The organism is Streptomyces sp. NPDC052301, from assembly GCF_044593395.1.
In the GTDB taxonomy this organism is placed as follows: domain Bacteria; phylum Actinomycetota; class Actinomycetes; order Streptomycetales; family Streptomycetaceae; genus Streptomyces.
Genome location: NZ_JBIUBE010000020.1, coordinates 41,796 through 56,553 on the forward strand (window position 1 = coordinate 41,796; position 14,758 = coordinate 56,553).

Sequence of the window (14,758 nt, forward strand, 5' to 3'; positions counted from 1 at the left end):
GCATCGACAGGGAGGGGGTGAGGTCGGCTCGTGACCGGAATCGGTGTGGAGATGGGCGCGCAGGCGGCGCGCTCCCGCGCCCTCGCCGTGCTGCGGGTGCGGGGCCGGGCGCTGGCCGTGGCCCTGCTGCCCGCGGGTGCGGCCGTGATCCTGCTGACCGGTGGCGCCACCGGTCATCTCACCGGCCCGGGCTGGGACGGCGTCCGCTGGGCCGCGTGCGTGCTCGCCGTGCTGGTGCTGCTGGCCGCCGCCGGCATCGCCCTGGTCGTGGCGCGGGCCCGCCCCGCGGTCAGCCCGACGGTGCCGGTACCGGAGGAGTCCGCCCCGGACCTGTACCGGATGGTGCGTGACCTCGCCGACCGCCTCGACGTGCCCGCTCCCTCGGCCATAGCGCTCACCCCGGACTGCGACAGCTGGCTGGAGGACCGCGCCCATTCGGCCCACGGCCCGCCCCCGAGCCCGGCGGCGGACGAGATAGCGGGCCCGGGCCCGGGTCACCGTCGCGCCCCCGTCGCGCCGGTCCTGGTCATCGGCTCCCCGTTCCTGTGGTGGATGCGGGTCGGCGAGCTGCGCGCGGTCCTCGCCCCGGTCATCGCGGGTACGGGCCCCTCGGCGCACCCCGACATAGCCGCCGCCCGTCGTTTCGTGCGCGGGCTGGACGCGGCGGTGGCCGTGGCCGCGACGCCGGGCCGCTGTCCGGCGACCCGAGGGGTGTGCGCCGTCCTCGGCTCGGTGGCCCGGCTGCTGCTGCGGGGCTGCCGCGAGCATGCGACGCAGATGGAGCGCGGGGTCGCCGCGGCGGCGGCCGAGCGGGCACAGGCGGTGGACTACGGCCTCAGGATCGTCGCCCAGGAGCAGGTGGGCCTCGCCTACGCCGGTTGGGACCGGCTGCTGACCAGGGTCGCGCTGCCCGCCTGGCGGATGGGCCGCTGGCCGTCCCGGCTGGACGCGGGCGTGGTCGCGGCGCTGACCGAGCTGTCCCGGCGCGACCGGCTGGCCGAGGGCTTCGCCTCCCGCCTCGGCGAGCGCCCCGCCTGCGACCTGCTGGAGGAGCCCGGCGCGATCGACGAGGCCGCCTCCCTCCTCGCCGCCCGCCTCTTCCACGGCGGCCCCGCGGAGACCGGCCCCGACTGGGCCCCGGTGGAGTGGCAGGCCTATCCGGAAGAGGTCGTGGACCGCACCTGGCGCGCCGACGCGGCCCGTCTGCACCGGGTCCTGGACTCCCTGGGCGTCCGCCCGTCCCTCGACCCCTCGACCCCCGACCCCGGCGGCGCCACCCTCTCCCGGGTCCTGGACCACCTCACCGAACCCAATGCCCCCGCGGCGCTGCTCCACCCCCCGGACCCCGATCCCCACACCAGTCCCGGGCCCACCGAAGGGACGGCTTCCGGCCCCGCAGCCCCCGAGCCCGGGCCCGCCGGGCAGACCGTCCCCGCCCCGCTCGCCGAGTCCGGGCCCGGCGAGGAAACAGCCCACGCGGTCCTGAGCGCCGAGCCGCCCCCGGCCGAGGCCACCGCCCCAGGTGCCCCCCAGGTCCATCCTGGCGCCGACGAGAGGCCCGCCCACGGGGTCCACCACCCCGGGCAGCCCTCCACCGAGGCCATCGGCCCAGGCCCCACCACCGAGCCCGACCCCGGGCCGTCCCGGAGGTCTGCCCCCACGGCCCCGGGCACCGAGCCGACCTCGCCGGACAGCACCACCGCCGACGCCTCGGATGCCGCACCGCATCAGGCCGAGGGCACCGCTCCCGGCGCCTGCCGGTCCGGCCCCGGGCCCTCTGACCAGGCTGCCCCCACGGCCCTGGGTGCCGAGCCGCCCCCGGCGAATGAGACCACCCCCGGCCCCCTCGAGGCCGAGGCCGGAGCCGCCGTGCCCGTCTCGGCGGCCATCCCTCGGGACGCCGTCGCGCCCGTCCCGGCCGGCGCCGATCCCACCACCGAGCCCGGGCCCGCCGAAGTCCCCGCCACTCCCGTTGAAGCGACAGCCCTCCACCCCGACGACGACACCGACCCCGGTACCGAGCGCAGTGCTGTTCTCGCCGCTGGGCTCAGTGCGGAGTTGGCTCGTGAGGAGGCTGCCGTGCCGCGAGGGGCGTCCGCCGCCGGGCGGTGTCCCGAGAGCGCGCTGTGGGACGACGGCGGGCTGCCGCTGTTCCCGCTCCAACCCCCGAGAACCGGCCGCGATCTGCTCGCCGACCACGTCACGGCGATGGTGTGCTGCGCGGCCGTGGACACCGCCGGCGCGCTCCCCGCCCTGGACTGGCTGGACGGCCCCTCCCTGCTGCTGGACGGCGAGCGGGCCGCCGATCTGGCGCCCAAGGTCCGCAGCCTGATCGAGGAGGGAGACCCGGGCCCGCTGCGCGACTGGCTGGCCGCCTCCGGGATACGCCCCGAGAAGCCCGTACGGCTCGTCTGACCCGCGCCGCACCCCCGTACACAGGCAGCCGTACCCCCAGCCGTACGCCACTCCCGCACACCGTCGTAACGGAGAAGCGACTTCCACTTCAGGTCAATTCGCAACGACTAGTGACCGAGCCCGTGCGTTATGTGATGTGCTGGGACCGACCACGCCTTTGGCAAAGGCTTGCGACATACGACAGCCCGACCGAGCACAGCGCGCACGGCCAGCCCAAGGGCGTACCCGCAGACCAGCACACCGAGACAGCTCACGGGGGCATGAGGGAGGGGAGCGACCATGGCCTCGGACCACATCCGCCGCTGGGAGTCCGGAGCACTCGCGCACGCCGTCACGGACCCCTTCGGCCAGGGCCCGGTGCCCTGGCTGCGCGGCAGTGAGACCTATTTCGACGACACAGGTCACGTCGTGCCCTGGTACGTGGACCCGAGCCAGCCGCAGCCGACCGGTGAGAACCCGCGCGTCCCGGCACCCCGCTCGTCCGGTTCCGGACCCCGCTCGGCCGACGACGTGCACCGCCAGATCAAGGGCTTCACCTCCACCGGCGCGGTCACGCCCGGCGAGGCGATCGACTTCCACATCACGGTCGAGCGGCCCCAGGAGTTCAGCGTCGACATCTACCGGATCGGCCACTACGGCGGCGACGGCGCATCCAAGATCACCACCAGCCCCCGGCTGTCCGGCATCGTGCAGCCTCAGCCGCTGGCCGCCGACCGCACGGTCTCCTGCCACCACTGGTGGCTGTCCTGGCGCCTCCAGGTGCCCTCCCACTGGAGCATCGGCGCCTATGTGGCCGTCCTGACCACCTCGGACGGCTACCGCTCCCACGTTCCGTTCACGGTCCGCGACGACCATCCCGCCGACCTGCTCCTGCTGCTGCCGGACATCACCTGGCAGGCGTACAACCTGTACCCGGAGGACGGCCGCACCGGTGCCAGCCTCTACCACGCCTGGGACGAGAAGGGCTGCCTGCTGGGCGAGGCCGACGCGGCGACCACGGTCTCCTTCGACCGCCCCTACGCCGGCGCGGGCCTCCCGCTCCACGTGGGGCACGCCTACGACTTCATCCGCTGGGCCGAGCGCTACGGCTACGACCTCGCCTACGCCGACGCCCGCGACCTGCACGCCGGCCGCGTCGACCCCGCCCGCTACCGGGGCCTGGTCTTCCCCGGGCACGACGAGTACTGGTCGGTGCCGATGCGCCGGGCCGTCGAGGAGGCCCGCGACCGTGGCACCTCGCTGGTCTTCCTCTCCGCCAACACCATGTACTGGCAGGTGGAGCTGGGCCCTTCCCCGTCGGGAGTGCCCGACCGGCTACTGACCTGCCGCAAGCGCAAGGGGCCCGGAAAGCCGGTGCTGTGGCGGGAGATCGACCGGCCCGAGCAGCAGCTGGTCGGCATCCAGTACGCAGGCCGCGTCCCCGAGCCGCACCCGTTGATCGTCCGCAACGCCGGCCACTGGCTGTGGGAGGCGACCGGCGCGCACGAGGGCGACGAGATCGAGGGCCTGGTGGCCGGCGAGGCCGACCGGTACTTCCCGCGCACCGCGCTGCCCGAGCACGACGAGCGCATCCTGCTCGCGCACTCTCCCTACACCGACAACGACGGTGTCCGGCGTCACCAGGAGACCTCCCTGTACCGCGCCCCCTCCGGCGCCTGGGTGTTCGCCTCCGGCACCTTCGCCTGGTCCCCGGCCCTGGACCGTCCCGGCCATGTGGACCCCAGGATCCAGCGCGCCACGGCGAACCTGCTCGACCGCATCTGCAAACGCGACTGATCAAACGGAGCGTCTGCGACCCCCCTGGCCGAAACCGATCGCCCCGATAAGGGAGAATCGAGGCACTTGGACAGAACCACGGGGAGGAACCGTGTCCGGATTCGTAGAAAAGCCCGAGCCGATCCAGGTTCCGGGCCTGGTGCACCTGCACACCGGCAAGGTGCGCGAGCTGTACCAGAACGAGGCGGGCGACCTCGTGATGGTCGCCAGCGACCGCATGTCCGCCTACGACTGGGTGCTGCCCACCGAGATCCCCGACAAGGGCCGCATCCTCACCCAGCTCTCCCTGTGGTGGTTCGACCAGCTGCGCGACCTGGCCACCAACCATGTGATCAGCACCGAGCTGCCCGCGGGCGCCCCGGCCGACTGGGCGGGCCGCACGCTGGTCTGCAAGTCGCTGAAGATGGTCCCGGTGGAGTGCGTGGCCCGTGGCTACCTCACCGGCTCCGGCCTGCTCGAGTACGAAGAGTCCCGTACGGTCTGCGGCCTCGCCCTCCCCGAAGGCCTGGTCGACGGCTCGGAGCTGCCCGCCCCGATCTTCACCCCGGCCACCAAGGCCGAGGTCGGCGAGCACGACGAGAACGTCTCCTACGAGGAGGTCGCCCGCCAGGTCGGCGCCGAGACCGCTGCCCAGCTGCGCCAGGCCACGCTCGCCGTGTACTCCCGGGCCCGTGACATCGCCCGGGACCGGGGGATCATCCTGGCCGACACCAAGTTCGAGTTCGGCTTCGACGGCGACTCGCTCGTCCTCGCCGACGAGGTCCTCACTCCGGACTCCTCCCGGTTCTGGCCGGCCGACCAGTGGCAGCCGGGCCGCGCGCAGGCCTCGTACGACAAGCAGTTCGTCCGGAACTGGCTGACCTCCGCCGCGTCCGGCTGGGACCGCAAGAGCGAGCAGCCCCCGCCGCCGCTGCCGCAGGAGGTCGTGGAGGCGACGCGGCAGAAGTACGTGGAGGCGTACGAGCGCCTGACGGGTGCCGGCTGGCGCTGACCCGCCCCGCCCCCGGGAGACCGGGGGCAACGCAAAAGGCCCCCGGTCTCCCGGGGGCCTTGCTGGAGCGGACGACGAGGCTCGAACTCGCGACCTCAACCTTGGCAAGGTTGCGCTCTACCAACTGAGCTACGTCCGCACTGCGCCGTGGCGCGAGAGCAACTATACCCAACCTCGGTCGCGCGCGTGACGCACTCCCGTATGAGGGCTCCCGCCCCGAGCGGCGTGACGATCGAAGAGTGTGGTTCCGGGGGCGCAGCGGCCCCCTCGGCGGTCACCGCACCGGGCGCCCCGTCGGTGGCCGGCCGCACCGTCTCGGCCTTCCGCGCACCCGGCGGCGAGCCCGCGGAGGGCGTCACGGCGCCGGCCAACTCCGGGGCGGACAGTGGTTTTCGGCGTGCGCGGTCCGGCTGTGCCCGTCGATCCGCCGGGCACCGGCCATCTCGCTCCGTGCCCCCCCCCCGCCCGCCACCGGGAGGCGTCGCTCCCGATGGCGATCGGCGTCCGCGGGCCGGGCAGTTCGGGGTGCGGAGATGTGGCGACGTTCACATGATTCGTGATCGGGTGGGAAAACAGGCCGGAGATCAATCCTGAGATCAACGAAAAGACCCCGGTCCAGTGGACCGGGGTCTTTTTCCCGAGCGGACGACGAGGCTCGAACTCGCGACCTCAACCTTGGCAAGGTTGCGCTCTACCAACTGAGCTACGTCCGCACTGCTCCCGACCGGCTCCCACCGATCGGTGCGAACACCAGCCTACCTGATCCACAAGAGTGGTCGTGACCGGTGTCAGAGCGGGTGACAGGAATCGCACACTGCGCCTTCCCCCTGGAAGGGGGATGTTCTACTACTGAACTACACCCGCATGGTCCTCGGGATCCGGCCTTTCGGCCTCGCCCCTCGGCGTGCTGCAGACATTAGCTGATCAGCAGGGGGGTTGCGCAAGTCGGTTCCCCCGCACGGCCCGGTGTCTGCCAAGTGCACGGACCTCAGGGCCCGCTGACGGACCCTGAGGACTCGCCCCTTCGCGGGCTCACTGCGCGGCGCTGAACGCCTCGTAGACCTTCTTCGGGATGCGTCCACGGGCGGGGACGTCCATCTTGTTGGCCTGGGCCCAGGCGCGGACGGCCGCCGGGTCGGGGGCGACCTCCGTCTGCTTGTACGCCTTGCCGGACCGCGAGCGCTTGCGGCCGGCCTCCACGTACGGCGCGAGCGCCTTGCGCAGTTTCTTGGCGTTGGTTTCGTTCAGGTCGATCTCGTACGACTTGCCGTCGAGTCCGAAGGCGATCGTTTCCGCCGCTTCCGAGCCGTCGATGTCGTCAAAGAGAGTGACCACGACCTTTTGCGCCACGAATATCGGTCCCTTCGTGCGGCACGTCGATACAGCTCACGGCGATGACGTGCCGAGTATCGGCTATTGCCAATTCATTTGTACAGTGCCTGGCAATGCAAAGTGAAGCCCGACTAAATCTGTCCGCGTGTCCGAGCACAATAGGCGGCCGGAGTGGACCGTCGAACTTTCCCAGAACTTTTCGCGGCGGTACGGCTTCGACACCCGATCGTGATGCGCCTCACGTAGTTTCCTACAACTCTACCCGCGTAGAAATTTTGTGCGGGTAGTCTGAAGGAACCTGCTCAGCACCACACACCGGGAGTGCCAGTGGCACGCGTCGTAGTCGACGTCATGCTCAAGCCGGAGATCCTCGACCCCCAGGGCCAGGCGGTCCAGCGTGCGCTGCCGCGCCTGGGTTTCACGGGGATCTCGGACGTACGTCAGGGAAAGCGATTCGAACTGGAAGTTGACGGGCCGGTCGACGAGGCCGCACTCGCCCGCATCCACGATCTCGCGGAATCCTTCCTCGCGAACACCGTGATCGAGGACTTCACCGTCAAGGTCGAAGAAGTGGCGGAGGCGGCCAAGTGACCGCTCGTATTGGCGTCGTCACTTTCCCCGGGAGCCTGGACGACCGGGACACCCAGCGCGCGATCCGTGTCGCGGGCGCCGAACCGGTCGCCCTGTGGCACAAGGACAAGGACCTCAAGCAGGTCGACGCCGTGGTGCTCTGCGGAGGTTTCTCGTACGGCGACTATCTGCGCGCCGGTGCCATCGCGCGCTTCTCGCCGGTGATGGAGCCGCTCGTCGAGCAGGCGAAGGCCGGTCTGCCGGTCCTCGGTATCTGCAACGGCTTCCAGATCCTCACCGAGGCCCACCTCCTCCCGGGCGCCATGCTCGGCAACGACCACCTCCACTTCATCTGCCGCGACCAGAAGCTGCGGGTGGAGAACGCGGAGACCTCCTGGACCGGCGACTACCGCCAGGGCCAGGAGATCCACATCCCGCTGAAGAACATGGACGGCCGGTACGTCGCCGACGAGTACACGCTCGACAAGCTGGAGGCGGAGGGCCGGGTGGCTTTCCGGTACCTCGACTTCAACCCGAACGGCTCGCTGCGCGACATCGCCGGCATCACCAACGAGGCGGGCAACGTCGTCGGCCTCATGCCGCACCCGGAGCACGCCGTCGAGCCGCTGATCGGTACGGGCCGTACCGACGGCCTGCCGTTCTTCACCTCGATCCTCAAGAAGCTGGTCAACGCATGAGCCGGACGCCTCTGGACACGGTCGAGCACGCGGCCGCGACCCCCGACGTCGAGCTGCCCTGGGCCGAACTCGGCCTGAAGAAGGACGAGTACGAACGGGTGGTGGAGATCCTCGGCCGCCGCCCGACCGGCGCCGAGCTCGCCATGTACTCGGTCATGTGGTCCGAGCACTGCTCGTACAAGTCCTCCAAGGTCCACCTGCGCCAGTTCGGCGAGAAGGCGCCCGAGAGCGACGCCCTGCTCGTCGGCATCGGCGAGAACGCCGGTGTGGTGGACGTCGGCCAGGGTTACGCGGTCACCTTCAAGGTCGAGTCGCACAACCACCCCTCCTACGTCGAGCCCTACCAGGGCGCGGCCACGGGCGTGGGCGGCATCGTCCGCGACATCATCGCGATGGGCGCCCGTCCGGTCGCCGTCGTGGACCCGTTGCGGTTCGGTGCGGCCGACCACCCGGACACCAAGCGGGTGCTCCCGGGTGTCGTCGCCGGCATCGGCGGCTACGGCAACTGCCTGGGTCTGCCGAACATCGGCGGCGAGGTCGTCTTCGACGCCTGCTACCAGGGAAACCCGCTGGTCAACGCCGGTGCCATCGGTGTGATGCGGCACGAGGACATCCACCTCGCCAAGGCCTCCGGCGCGGGCAACAAGGTCATCCTGTACGGCGCCCGGACCGGCGGCGACGGCATCGGCGGCGCGTCGATCCTCGCCTCCGAGACCTTCGACGACGCGAAGCCGTCGAAGCGCCCCGCCGTCCAGGTCGGCGACCCCTTCCAGGAGAAGCTCCTCATCGAGTGCACCCTGGAGGCCTTCAAGGAGAAGCTGGTCGTCGGCATCCAGGACCTCGGCGCGGCCGGTCTGTCCTGCGCGACGAGCGAGCTCGCCTCGAACGGCTCCGGCGGCATGCGCGTCACCCTGGACGACGTGCCGCTGCGCGACTCCACGCTCTCGCCCGAGGAGATCCTCATGAGCGAGTCGCAGGAGCGCATGTGCGCGGTCGTGGAGCCGGAGAAGGTCGACCGCTTCCTGGAGATCTGCGAGAAGTGGGACGTCATCGCCACCGTCATCGGTGAGGTCACCGACGGCGACCGGCTGGAGATCTTCTGGCACGGCGAGAAGATCGTCGACGTGAACCCGCGCACGGTGGCGCACGAGGGTCCGGTCTACGAGCGCCCGTACGCCCGCCCCGAGTGGCAGGACGCGCTGCAGGCCGACGACGCGAACAAGCTGCCGCGCCCGGAGACGGGCGAGGAGCTGAAGGACCAGGTCCTGAAGCTGGTCGCCTCCCCCAACCAGGCCTCCAAGAAGTGGATCACGTCCCAGTACGACCACTTCGTGCAGGGCAACACCGTCCTCGCCCAGCCGGAGGACTCCGGCATGATCCGCGTGGACGAGGAGACCGGTCTCGGCGTCGCCATCGCCACGGACGGCAACGGCCGTTACGCCAAGCTGGACCCGTACACGGGCGCCCAGCTGGCCCTGGCCGAGGCGTACCGGAACGTGGCCACCACGGGCGCCAAGCCCCTCGCGGTCTCGGACTGCCTGAACTTCGGCTCGCCCGAGGACCCGGCGGTGATGTGGCAGTTCGCGGAGGCCGTGCGCGGTCTCGCCGACGGCTGTCAGCAGCTGGGCACCCCGGTGACCGGCGGCAACGTCTCGCTCTACAACCAGACGGGCGAGGCGGCGATCCACCCCACCCCGGTCGTCGCCGTACTCGGCGTGATCGACGACGTGGCCCGCCGCACCCCGGTCGCCTTCCAGGAGGAGGGCCAGCTGCTGTACCTCCTCGGCGACACCCGCGAGGAGTTCGGCGGCTCGGCCTGGTCCCAGGTGGTCCACGACCACCTCGGTGGTCTGCCTCCCAAGGTCGACCTGGAGCGTGAGCGGCTGCTGGCCGAGATCCTGATCTCCGCCTCCCGCGACGGCATGATCGACTCCGCGCACGACCTGTCCGACGGCGGCCTGGTCCAGGCCGTGGTCGAGTCCGCCCTGCTGGGCGGCAAGGGCGCCCGTCTGGTCGTCCCCGACGGCCTGGACGCCTTCACCTTCCTGTTCTCCGAGTCGGCCGGACGCGCGATCGTCGCCGTGCCGCGCTCGGAGGAGGTCCGCTTCAACGACATGTGCGGTGCGCGGGGCCTGCCGGTCACCCGTATCGGCGTCGTGGACGGCGACACGGTGGAGGTCCAGGGCGAGTTCACGCTCACCCTGGAGGAGCTGCGCACGGCGCACGAGGACACCGTCCCGGCGCTGCTGAAGTAGTCGCCGTACGGCTGTGAGGGCCCCGTCCGGGACACCGGGCGGGGCCTTTCCCACGCGGCCAGGGCGCCCTCGACGGGTTCCGGCCGCACGGGCCGGGCCGCGCAACCCCCGGTCGAAAACGACCTGAAGGGCCACGGGGCGAAGGCATAGGCTCACCGCCATGCCACCGGCCAAGAAGCGCGCGCGCAGCTACGACCCCGCCAGGACCCGAGCAGCCGTCCTCGCCCAGTTCGGGAACGTACGAGAGGCCGCACGCGGTCTCGGCCCAGAGCAGCTCGCCCGGCCCACGCGGCTCGGCGGGTGGACCGTGCGCGATCTCGTCGCGCACATCGGCATGGCCCTCACCGCGATCCACCGGGCGCTCGCCCTGCCCGAGCCGCCGAGGGCGGACGCCGTGCTGCTCGACTGGCCCTTCGCCACCTCGGCCAACTCCGCCGCCATCGCCGAGTTCACCCGGAACATCGCCGCCGAACAGCCCGACCTGCACGCCTATCTGACGGACGTCGAGCAGTCCCTGCGCACCCTCCTCGACGAGCATCCCGGCAGCCGGCTCCTGCGGACGAGTGCCGGCGCCCTGTCCCTGGACGACTATCTGGTCACCCGTACGGTCGAGCTCGTCGTGCACACCGACGACCTCAACGACGCCGTGCCGGGCCTCGACGTCCCGCACGACCGGCAGGCCCTGGCCGCCGCCACCCGGCTGCTCGCCGACGCCCTCGCCGTGAAGGCGCCCGGCGGCTCCACCGAGGTGCGCGTGCCGCCGTACGCCGTCGTGCAGTGCGTGGAAGGCCCCCGGCACACCCGCGGCACCCCGCCCAACGTCGTCGAGACCGACCCCCTGACCTGGATCCGGCTCGCCACCGGCCGCCTGACCTGGAAGGACGCTCTGACCGAGGCGAAGGTCAGCGCGAGCGGCGAGCGCGCCGACATCGGGGAGCTGCTGCCGCTCATGGCGTAGCGGAACCACTGGCCCCGCACGTCCGTCGAAACGTTATGAACCGGTACAAGCAACGCGTGACGGCGGCGGCGCTGGCCGTCGTGTTCGGCCCCCTGGGGGTGGCCTGCGCCGGGGCGCGGGGGGACAGTGGTCCGGTGGCCGCACACGAACCGGTGACCGGCGTCGAGTGGCGGGTCGACAGCGTCACCACCGACGGGACGACCCTGCACGCCCCCGCCGCCGCCCGGCTGCGCATCGACGAGGACGGAAGGGCGGCGGGCAACCTGGGCTGCAACCAGTTCAGCGCCCAGGCCACCGTGCAGGGCGACCGGATCACCTTCGGTGGCCTCCGCACCACCCGGATGGCCTGTGACAACGCCAGGATGACCTTCGAGCGGGCCCTCGCCCGGGCGCTCGGCGGCCAGACGCTCACCGGCACGGCCGAGCACGGAACGCTCGTCCTCACCACGGGTCACGGGGAGCGCGTGCGCCTCACCCGCAGCACGCCCGAATGATGTGCGACACCTCACTCGGGCCCACGGCGAGAACCCGCGCAGCCGCCCCGTACGGCGCGCCCCAGATCCGGACCGCGCCCGGTCGCGCGCCTCTGACCTGCGGAAACGGATAATCACCCAAGGTGATCCACATCCGTTGGCCCGTCAGAGTCGCGTATCCCCAATTCGGACCAGTGGTCGACCTCGCCTACACTCGGTGGCGTGCCACGTGGTGACGGTCGACTCAATCACGATCTGCTTCCCGGCGAGAAGGGCCCCCAGGACGCTTGCGGCGTCTTCGGCGTCTGGGCTCCGGGTGAAGAGGTCGCAAAGCTCACGTACTTCGGGCTCTACGCCCTCCAGCACCGGGGTCAGGAATCCGCGGGAATCGCGGTCAGCAACGGCTCCCAGATCCTCGTCTTCAAGGACATGGGCCTGGTCTCCCAGGTCTTCGACGAGACCTCGCTCGGTTCGCTCCAGGGTCATATCGCGGTCGGACACGCCCGCTACTCGACCACCGGCGCCTCCGTGTGGGAGAACGCCCAGCCGACGTTCCGCGCCACCGCGCACGGCTCGATCGCGCTCGGCCACAACGGCAACCTGGTCAACACGGTGCAGCTCGCCGAGATGGTCGCCGAACTGCCCAACGACAACAACAGCCGCTCCACCCGGGTCGCGGCCACCAACGACACCGACCTGCTGACGGCCCTGCTCGCCGCCCAGGTCGACGGGGACGGCAAGCCGCTGACCATCGAGGAGGCCGCCCACGCGGTCCTCCCGAAGGTGCGGGGCGCCTTCTCGCTCGTCTTCATGGACGAGCAGACCCTCTACGCCGCCCGTGACCCGCAGGGCATCCGCCCGCTGGTCCTCGGCCGCCTGGAGCGCGGCTGGGTGGTCGCCTCCGAGTCCGCCGCTCTCGACATCTGCGGCGCGAGCTTCGTGCGGGAGATCGAGCCGGGCGAGTTCGTCGCCATCGACGAGAACGGCCTGCGCTCCTCCCGATTCGCGGAAGCGAAGCCCAAGGGCTGTGTCTTCGAGTACGTGTACCTGGCCCGTCCGGACACCGACATCGCCGGCCGGAACGTGTACCTCTCCCGGGTGGAGATGGGCCGCCGGCTCGCCAAGGAGGCCCCGGTCGAGGCCGACCTGGTCATAGCGACCCCGGAATCCGGCACCCCGGCCGCCATCGGCTACGCGGAGGCCTCCGGCATCCCGTTCGGCGCGGGTCTCGTGAAGAACGCCTACGTCGGCCGCACCTTCATCCAGCCCTCGCAGACCATCCGCCAGCTGGGCATCCGCCTGAAGCTGAACCCGCTGAAGGAAGTCATCAAGGGCAAGCGCCTGGTCGTCGTCGACGACTCGATCGTGCGCGGCAACACCCAGCGAGCCCTGGTCCGGATGCTCCGCGAGGCCGGCGCGGCGGAGGTCCACATCCGGATCTCCTCCCCGCCCGTGAAGTGGCCCTGCTTCTTCGGCATCGACTTCGCCACGCGCGCGGAGCTGATCGCCAACGGCATGACCATCGAGGAGATCGGCACCAGCCTCGGCGCCGACTCGCTCGCCTACATCTCCATCGACGGCATGATCGAGGCGACCACCATCGCCAAGCCGAACCTGTGCCGCGCCTGCTTCGACGGCGAGTACCCGATGGAGCTGCCGGACCCGGAGCTGCTCGGCAAGCAGCTGCTGGAGACCGAGCTGGCGGCCGGTCCCGCCGCCACGGCCGCGTCGGACGCGATCCGCCGCCCGTAACACCCCTGCAGTACGACACGAAAGCTCTCACAGCCATGTCTGAGACAACTGGTGCCAGCTACGCAGCGGCGGGCGTCGACATCGAGGCGGGCGACCGCGCGGTCGAGCTGATGAAGGAGTGGGTGAAGAAGACCCAGCGGCCCGAGGTCCTGGGCGGCCTCGGCGGCTTCGCCGGGCTCTTCGACGCCTCCGCCCTCAAGCGCTACGAGCGCCCGCTGCTCGCCTCCGCCACGGACGGCGTCGGCACCAAGGTGGACATCGCGCGCCGCATGGGCGTCTACGACACCATCGGCCACGACCTGGTCGCCATGGTCATGGACGACATCGTGGTGTGCGGCGCCGAGCCGCTGTTCATGACCGACTACATCTGCGTCGGCAAGGTCCACCCCGAGCGCGTCGCGGCCATCGTGAAGGGCATCGCGGAGGGCTGTGTGCTCGCCGGATGCGCCCTGGTGGGCGGCGAGACGGCCGAGCACCCCGGCCTGCTGGGCGAGGACGACTTCGACGTCGCCGGCGCCGGTACGGGCGTCGTGGAGGCCGACCGGCTGCTCGGCGCGGATCGTATCCGCACGGGTGACGCGGTGATCGCCATGGCGTCCTCCGGGCTTCACTCCAACGGGTACTCCCTGGTCCGGCACGTCCTGCTGGAGCGCGCCGGCCTCGCCCTGGACACGGAGATCGCCGAGCTGGGCCGCACCCTCGGCGAGGAGCTGCTGGAGCCCACCAAGATCTACTCGCTGGACTGCCTGGCGCTCACCCGCACGGCGGACGTGCACGCGTACAGCCACATCACGGGCGGAGGTCTCGCGGCGAACCTGGCCCGGGTCGTCCCCGACGACCTGCACGCGGTCGTCGACCGCTCCACGTGGACCCCGGGCGCGATCTTCGATCTGGTCGGCAGGACCGGGAACGTCGAGCGCCTGGAACTGGAGAAGACCCTCAACATGGGCGTCGGCATGATGGCGATCGTCCCCGCGGAGTCCACCGAGGTGGCCCTCGCGACCCTGGCGGACCGGGGAGTCGAGGCCTGGGTGGCCGGCGAGATCACCGAGCGCGGCGACAAGGAGACCGGCGCCGAGCTGGTCGGCGACTACGCCGGCTGAACCTGCGGGTAGCACAGAACCCGGTCGGTGGCAGTGCCACCGACCGGGCAGGTGCTGAGTACTAGGTCAAGCGCCGCGACGGTGCTGTGAGGGACCCTCGTCCTCGTCCTCGTCGTCGTCCTCATAGAGGTCGGCGTACCGAGAATAGAGATCGTCGTCGTTCTCATCGTCCTCGAACGGCTCGCCGTTCGGCGGCTGGCTCGACGTCGATGCGCCCAGTTCACTGGCCAGACGTGACAGATCAGTCCCACCGCTGTTGTACTTCAGCTGGCGGGCGACCTTTGTCTGCTTGGCCTTGGCCCGGCCGCGCCCCATGGCTCGACCCCCTCGGTGACGGGGCTCGACGGCCCCAGAGTCTGACACGCGTTCATGATCGGAACGGACCCTCCGTGGAGAGGCCGGTCCGTAGGGCTTCCACGGTACCTGAGCCCGCGC

At 71.2% G+C, this 14,758-nt stretch carries 12 protein-coding genes and 3 tRNA genes; 10 read left to right on the forward strand and 5 right to left on the reverse strand.

Features of this window, described 5'->3' with window-relative positions; all coding sequences use genetic code 11:
- Positions 1 to 30 precede the first annotated feature (30 nt).
- The 3 genes from ACIHEJ_RS36885 (at position 31) to ACIHEJ_RS36895 (ending at position 5,182) form a co-directional block, all read left to right on the forward strand.
- Positions 31 to 2,415, forward strand: a complete 2,385-nt coding sequence (locus ACIHEJ_RS36885; protein WP_400142094.1) for a hypothetical protein — start codon at positions 31 to 33, stop codon at positions 2,413 to 2,415.
- A gap of 279 nt (positions 2,416 to 2,694) precedes the next feature.
- Entirely contained in the window at positions 2,695 to 4,191 is a 1,497-nt protein-coding gene (locus ACIHEJ_RS36890) for a N,N-dimethylformamidase beta subunit family domain-containing protein (protein ID WP_400142096.1), read from the forward strand.
- Between the two features lie 91 nt (positions 4,192 to 4,282).
- The gene (locus ACIHEJ_RS36895) at positions 4,283 to 5,182 is read left to right on the forward strand and encodes a phosphoribosylaminoimidazolesuccinocarboxamide synthase (RefSeq protein ID WP_400142098.1); all 900 of its coding nucleotides are present in this window, start codon (positions 4,283 to 4,285) and stop codon (positions 5,180 to 5,182) included.
- 63 nt (positions 5,183 to 5,245) lie between these two features.
- On the opposite strand, the gene ACIHEJ_RS36900 is transcribed toward ACIHEJ_RS36895, so the two are convergent.
- The 4 genes from ACIHEJ_RS36900 to ACIHEJ_RS36915 form a co-directional block, all read right to left on the reverse strand.
- Positions 5,246 to 5,321, reverse strand: a tRNA-Gly gene (locus tag ACIHEJ_RS36900).
- Positions 5,322 to 5,822: 501 nt separating this feature from the next.
- Positions 5,823 to 5,895: transfer RNA gene (locus ACIHEJ_RS36905), tRNA-Gly, on the reverse strand.
- A 79-nt stretch (positions 5,896 to 5,974) separates the two neighbouring features.
- Positions 5,975 to 6,046, reverse strand: a tRNA-Gly gene (locus ACIHEJ_RS36910).
- A gap of 168 nt (positions 6,047 to 6,214) precedes the next feature.
- Positions 6,215 to 6,532 carry an Lsr2 family protein gene (locus ACIHEJ_RS36915; protein WP_031164632.1) on the reverse strand — a complete coding sequence of 106 codons (318 nt, stop codon included), beginning with the start codon at positions 6,530 to 6,532 and terminating at the stop codon, positions 6,215 to 6,217.
- Positions 6,533 to 6,841: 309 nt separating this feature from the next.
- Between ACIHEJ_RS36915 and purS the strand changes: the two genes are divergently transcribed.
- The 7 genes from purS (at position 6,842) to purM (ending at position 14,323) form a co-directional block, all read left to right on the forward strand.
- Positions 6,842 to 7,105 carry a phosphoribosylformylglycinamidine synthase subunit PurS gene (gene purS / locus ACIHEJ_RS36920; protein WP_400142100.1) on the forward strand — a complete coding sequence of 88 codons (264 nt, stop codon included), beginning with the start codon at positions 6,842 to 6,844 and terminating at the stop codon, positions 7,103 to 7,105.
- Complete coding sequence (purQ, locus tag ACIHEJ_RS36925; protein WP_400142102.1) at positions 7,102 to 7,782, forward strand: phosphoribosylformylglycinamidine synthase subunit PurQ; 681 nt, start codon at positions 7,102 to 7,104, stop codon at positions 7,780 to 7,782. Before purS ends, purQ begins: the two co-directional genes overlap by 4 nt.
- Entirely contained in the window at positions 7,779 to 10,037 is a 2,259-nt protein-coding gene (gene purL / locus ACIHEJ_RS36930) for a phosphoribosylformylglycinamidine synthase subunit PurL (RefSeq protein WP_400142103.1), read from the forward strand. Before purQ ends, purL begins: the two co-directional genes overlap by 4 nt.
- A gap of 160 nt (positions 10,038 to 10,197) precedes the next feature.
- Positions 10,198 to 10,995, forward strand: coding sequence for a sterol carrier family protein (locus ACIHEJ_RS36935; protein WP_400142105.1), 798 nt, complete (start codon positions 10,198 to 10,200; stop codon positions 10,993 to 10,995).
- A 56-nt stretch (positions 10,996 to 11,051) separates the two neighbouring features.
- The gene (locus ACIHEJ_RS36940; protein ID WP_400142107.1) at positions 11,052 to 11,489 is read left to right on the forward strand and encodes an META domain-containing protein; all 438 of its coding nucleotides are present in this window, start codon (positions 11,052 to 11,054) and stop codon (positions 11,487 to 11,489) included.
- 201 nt (positions 11,490 to 11,690) lie between these two features.
- Positions 11,691 to 13,220, forward strand: a complete 1,530-nt coding sequence (purF, locus tag ACIHEJ_RS36945; protein ID WP_400142109.1) for an amidophosphoribosyltransferase — start codon at positions 11,691 to 11,693, stop codon at positions 13,218 to 13,220.
- Between the two features lie 35 nt (positions 13,221 to 13,255).
- The gene (gene purM / locus ACIHEJ_RS36950; protein WP_400142111.1) at positions 13,256 to 14,323 is read left to right on the forward strand and encodes a phosphoribosylformylglycinamidine cyclo-ligase; all 1,068 of its coding nucleotides are present in this window, start codon (positions 13,256 to 13,258) and stop codon (positions 14,321 to 14,323) included.
- 66 nt (positions 14,324 to 14,389) lie between these two features.
- Here purM and ACIHEJ_RS36955 read toward each other — a convergent pair whose 3' ends face one another.
- A complete protein-coding gene (locus ACIHEJ_RS36955; protein ID WP_361256657.1) occupies positions 14,390 to 14,638 on the reverse strand; it encodes a DUF3073 domain-containing protein in 249 nt (82 codons plus the stop codon).
- Positions 14,639 to 14,758: the final 120 nt, after the last annotated feature.

Excerpts from the sequence above, each read along its gene's own strand:
- ACIHEJ_RS36890 (WP_400142096.1), top strand. The coding sequence starts at position 2,695 with ATGGCCTCGGACCACATCCGCCGCTGGGAGTCCGGAGCACTCGCGCAC.
- purL (WP_400142103.1), top strand. The coding sequence starts at position 7,779 with ATGAGCCGGACGCCTCTGGACACGGTCGAGCACGCGGCCGCGACCCCC.
- ACIHEJ_RS36935 (WP_400142105.1), top strand. The coding sequence starts at position 10,198 with ATGCCACCGGCCAAGAAGCGCGCGCGCAGCTACGACCCCGCCAGGACC.
- purM (WP_400142111.1), top strand. The coding sequence starts at position 13,256 with ATGTCTGAGACAACTGGTGCCAGCTACGCAGCGGCGGGCGTCGACATC.
- ACIHEJ_RS36955 (WP_361256657.1), bottom strand. The coding sequence starts at position 14,638 with ATGGGGCGCGGCCGGGCCAAGGCCAAGCAGACAAAGGTCGCCCGCCAG.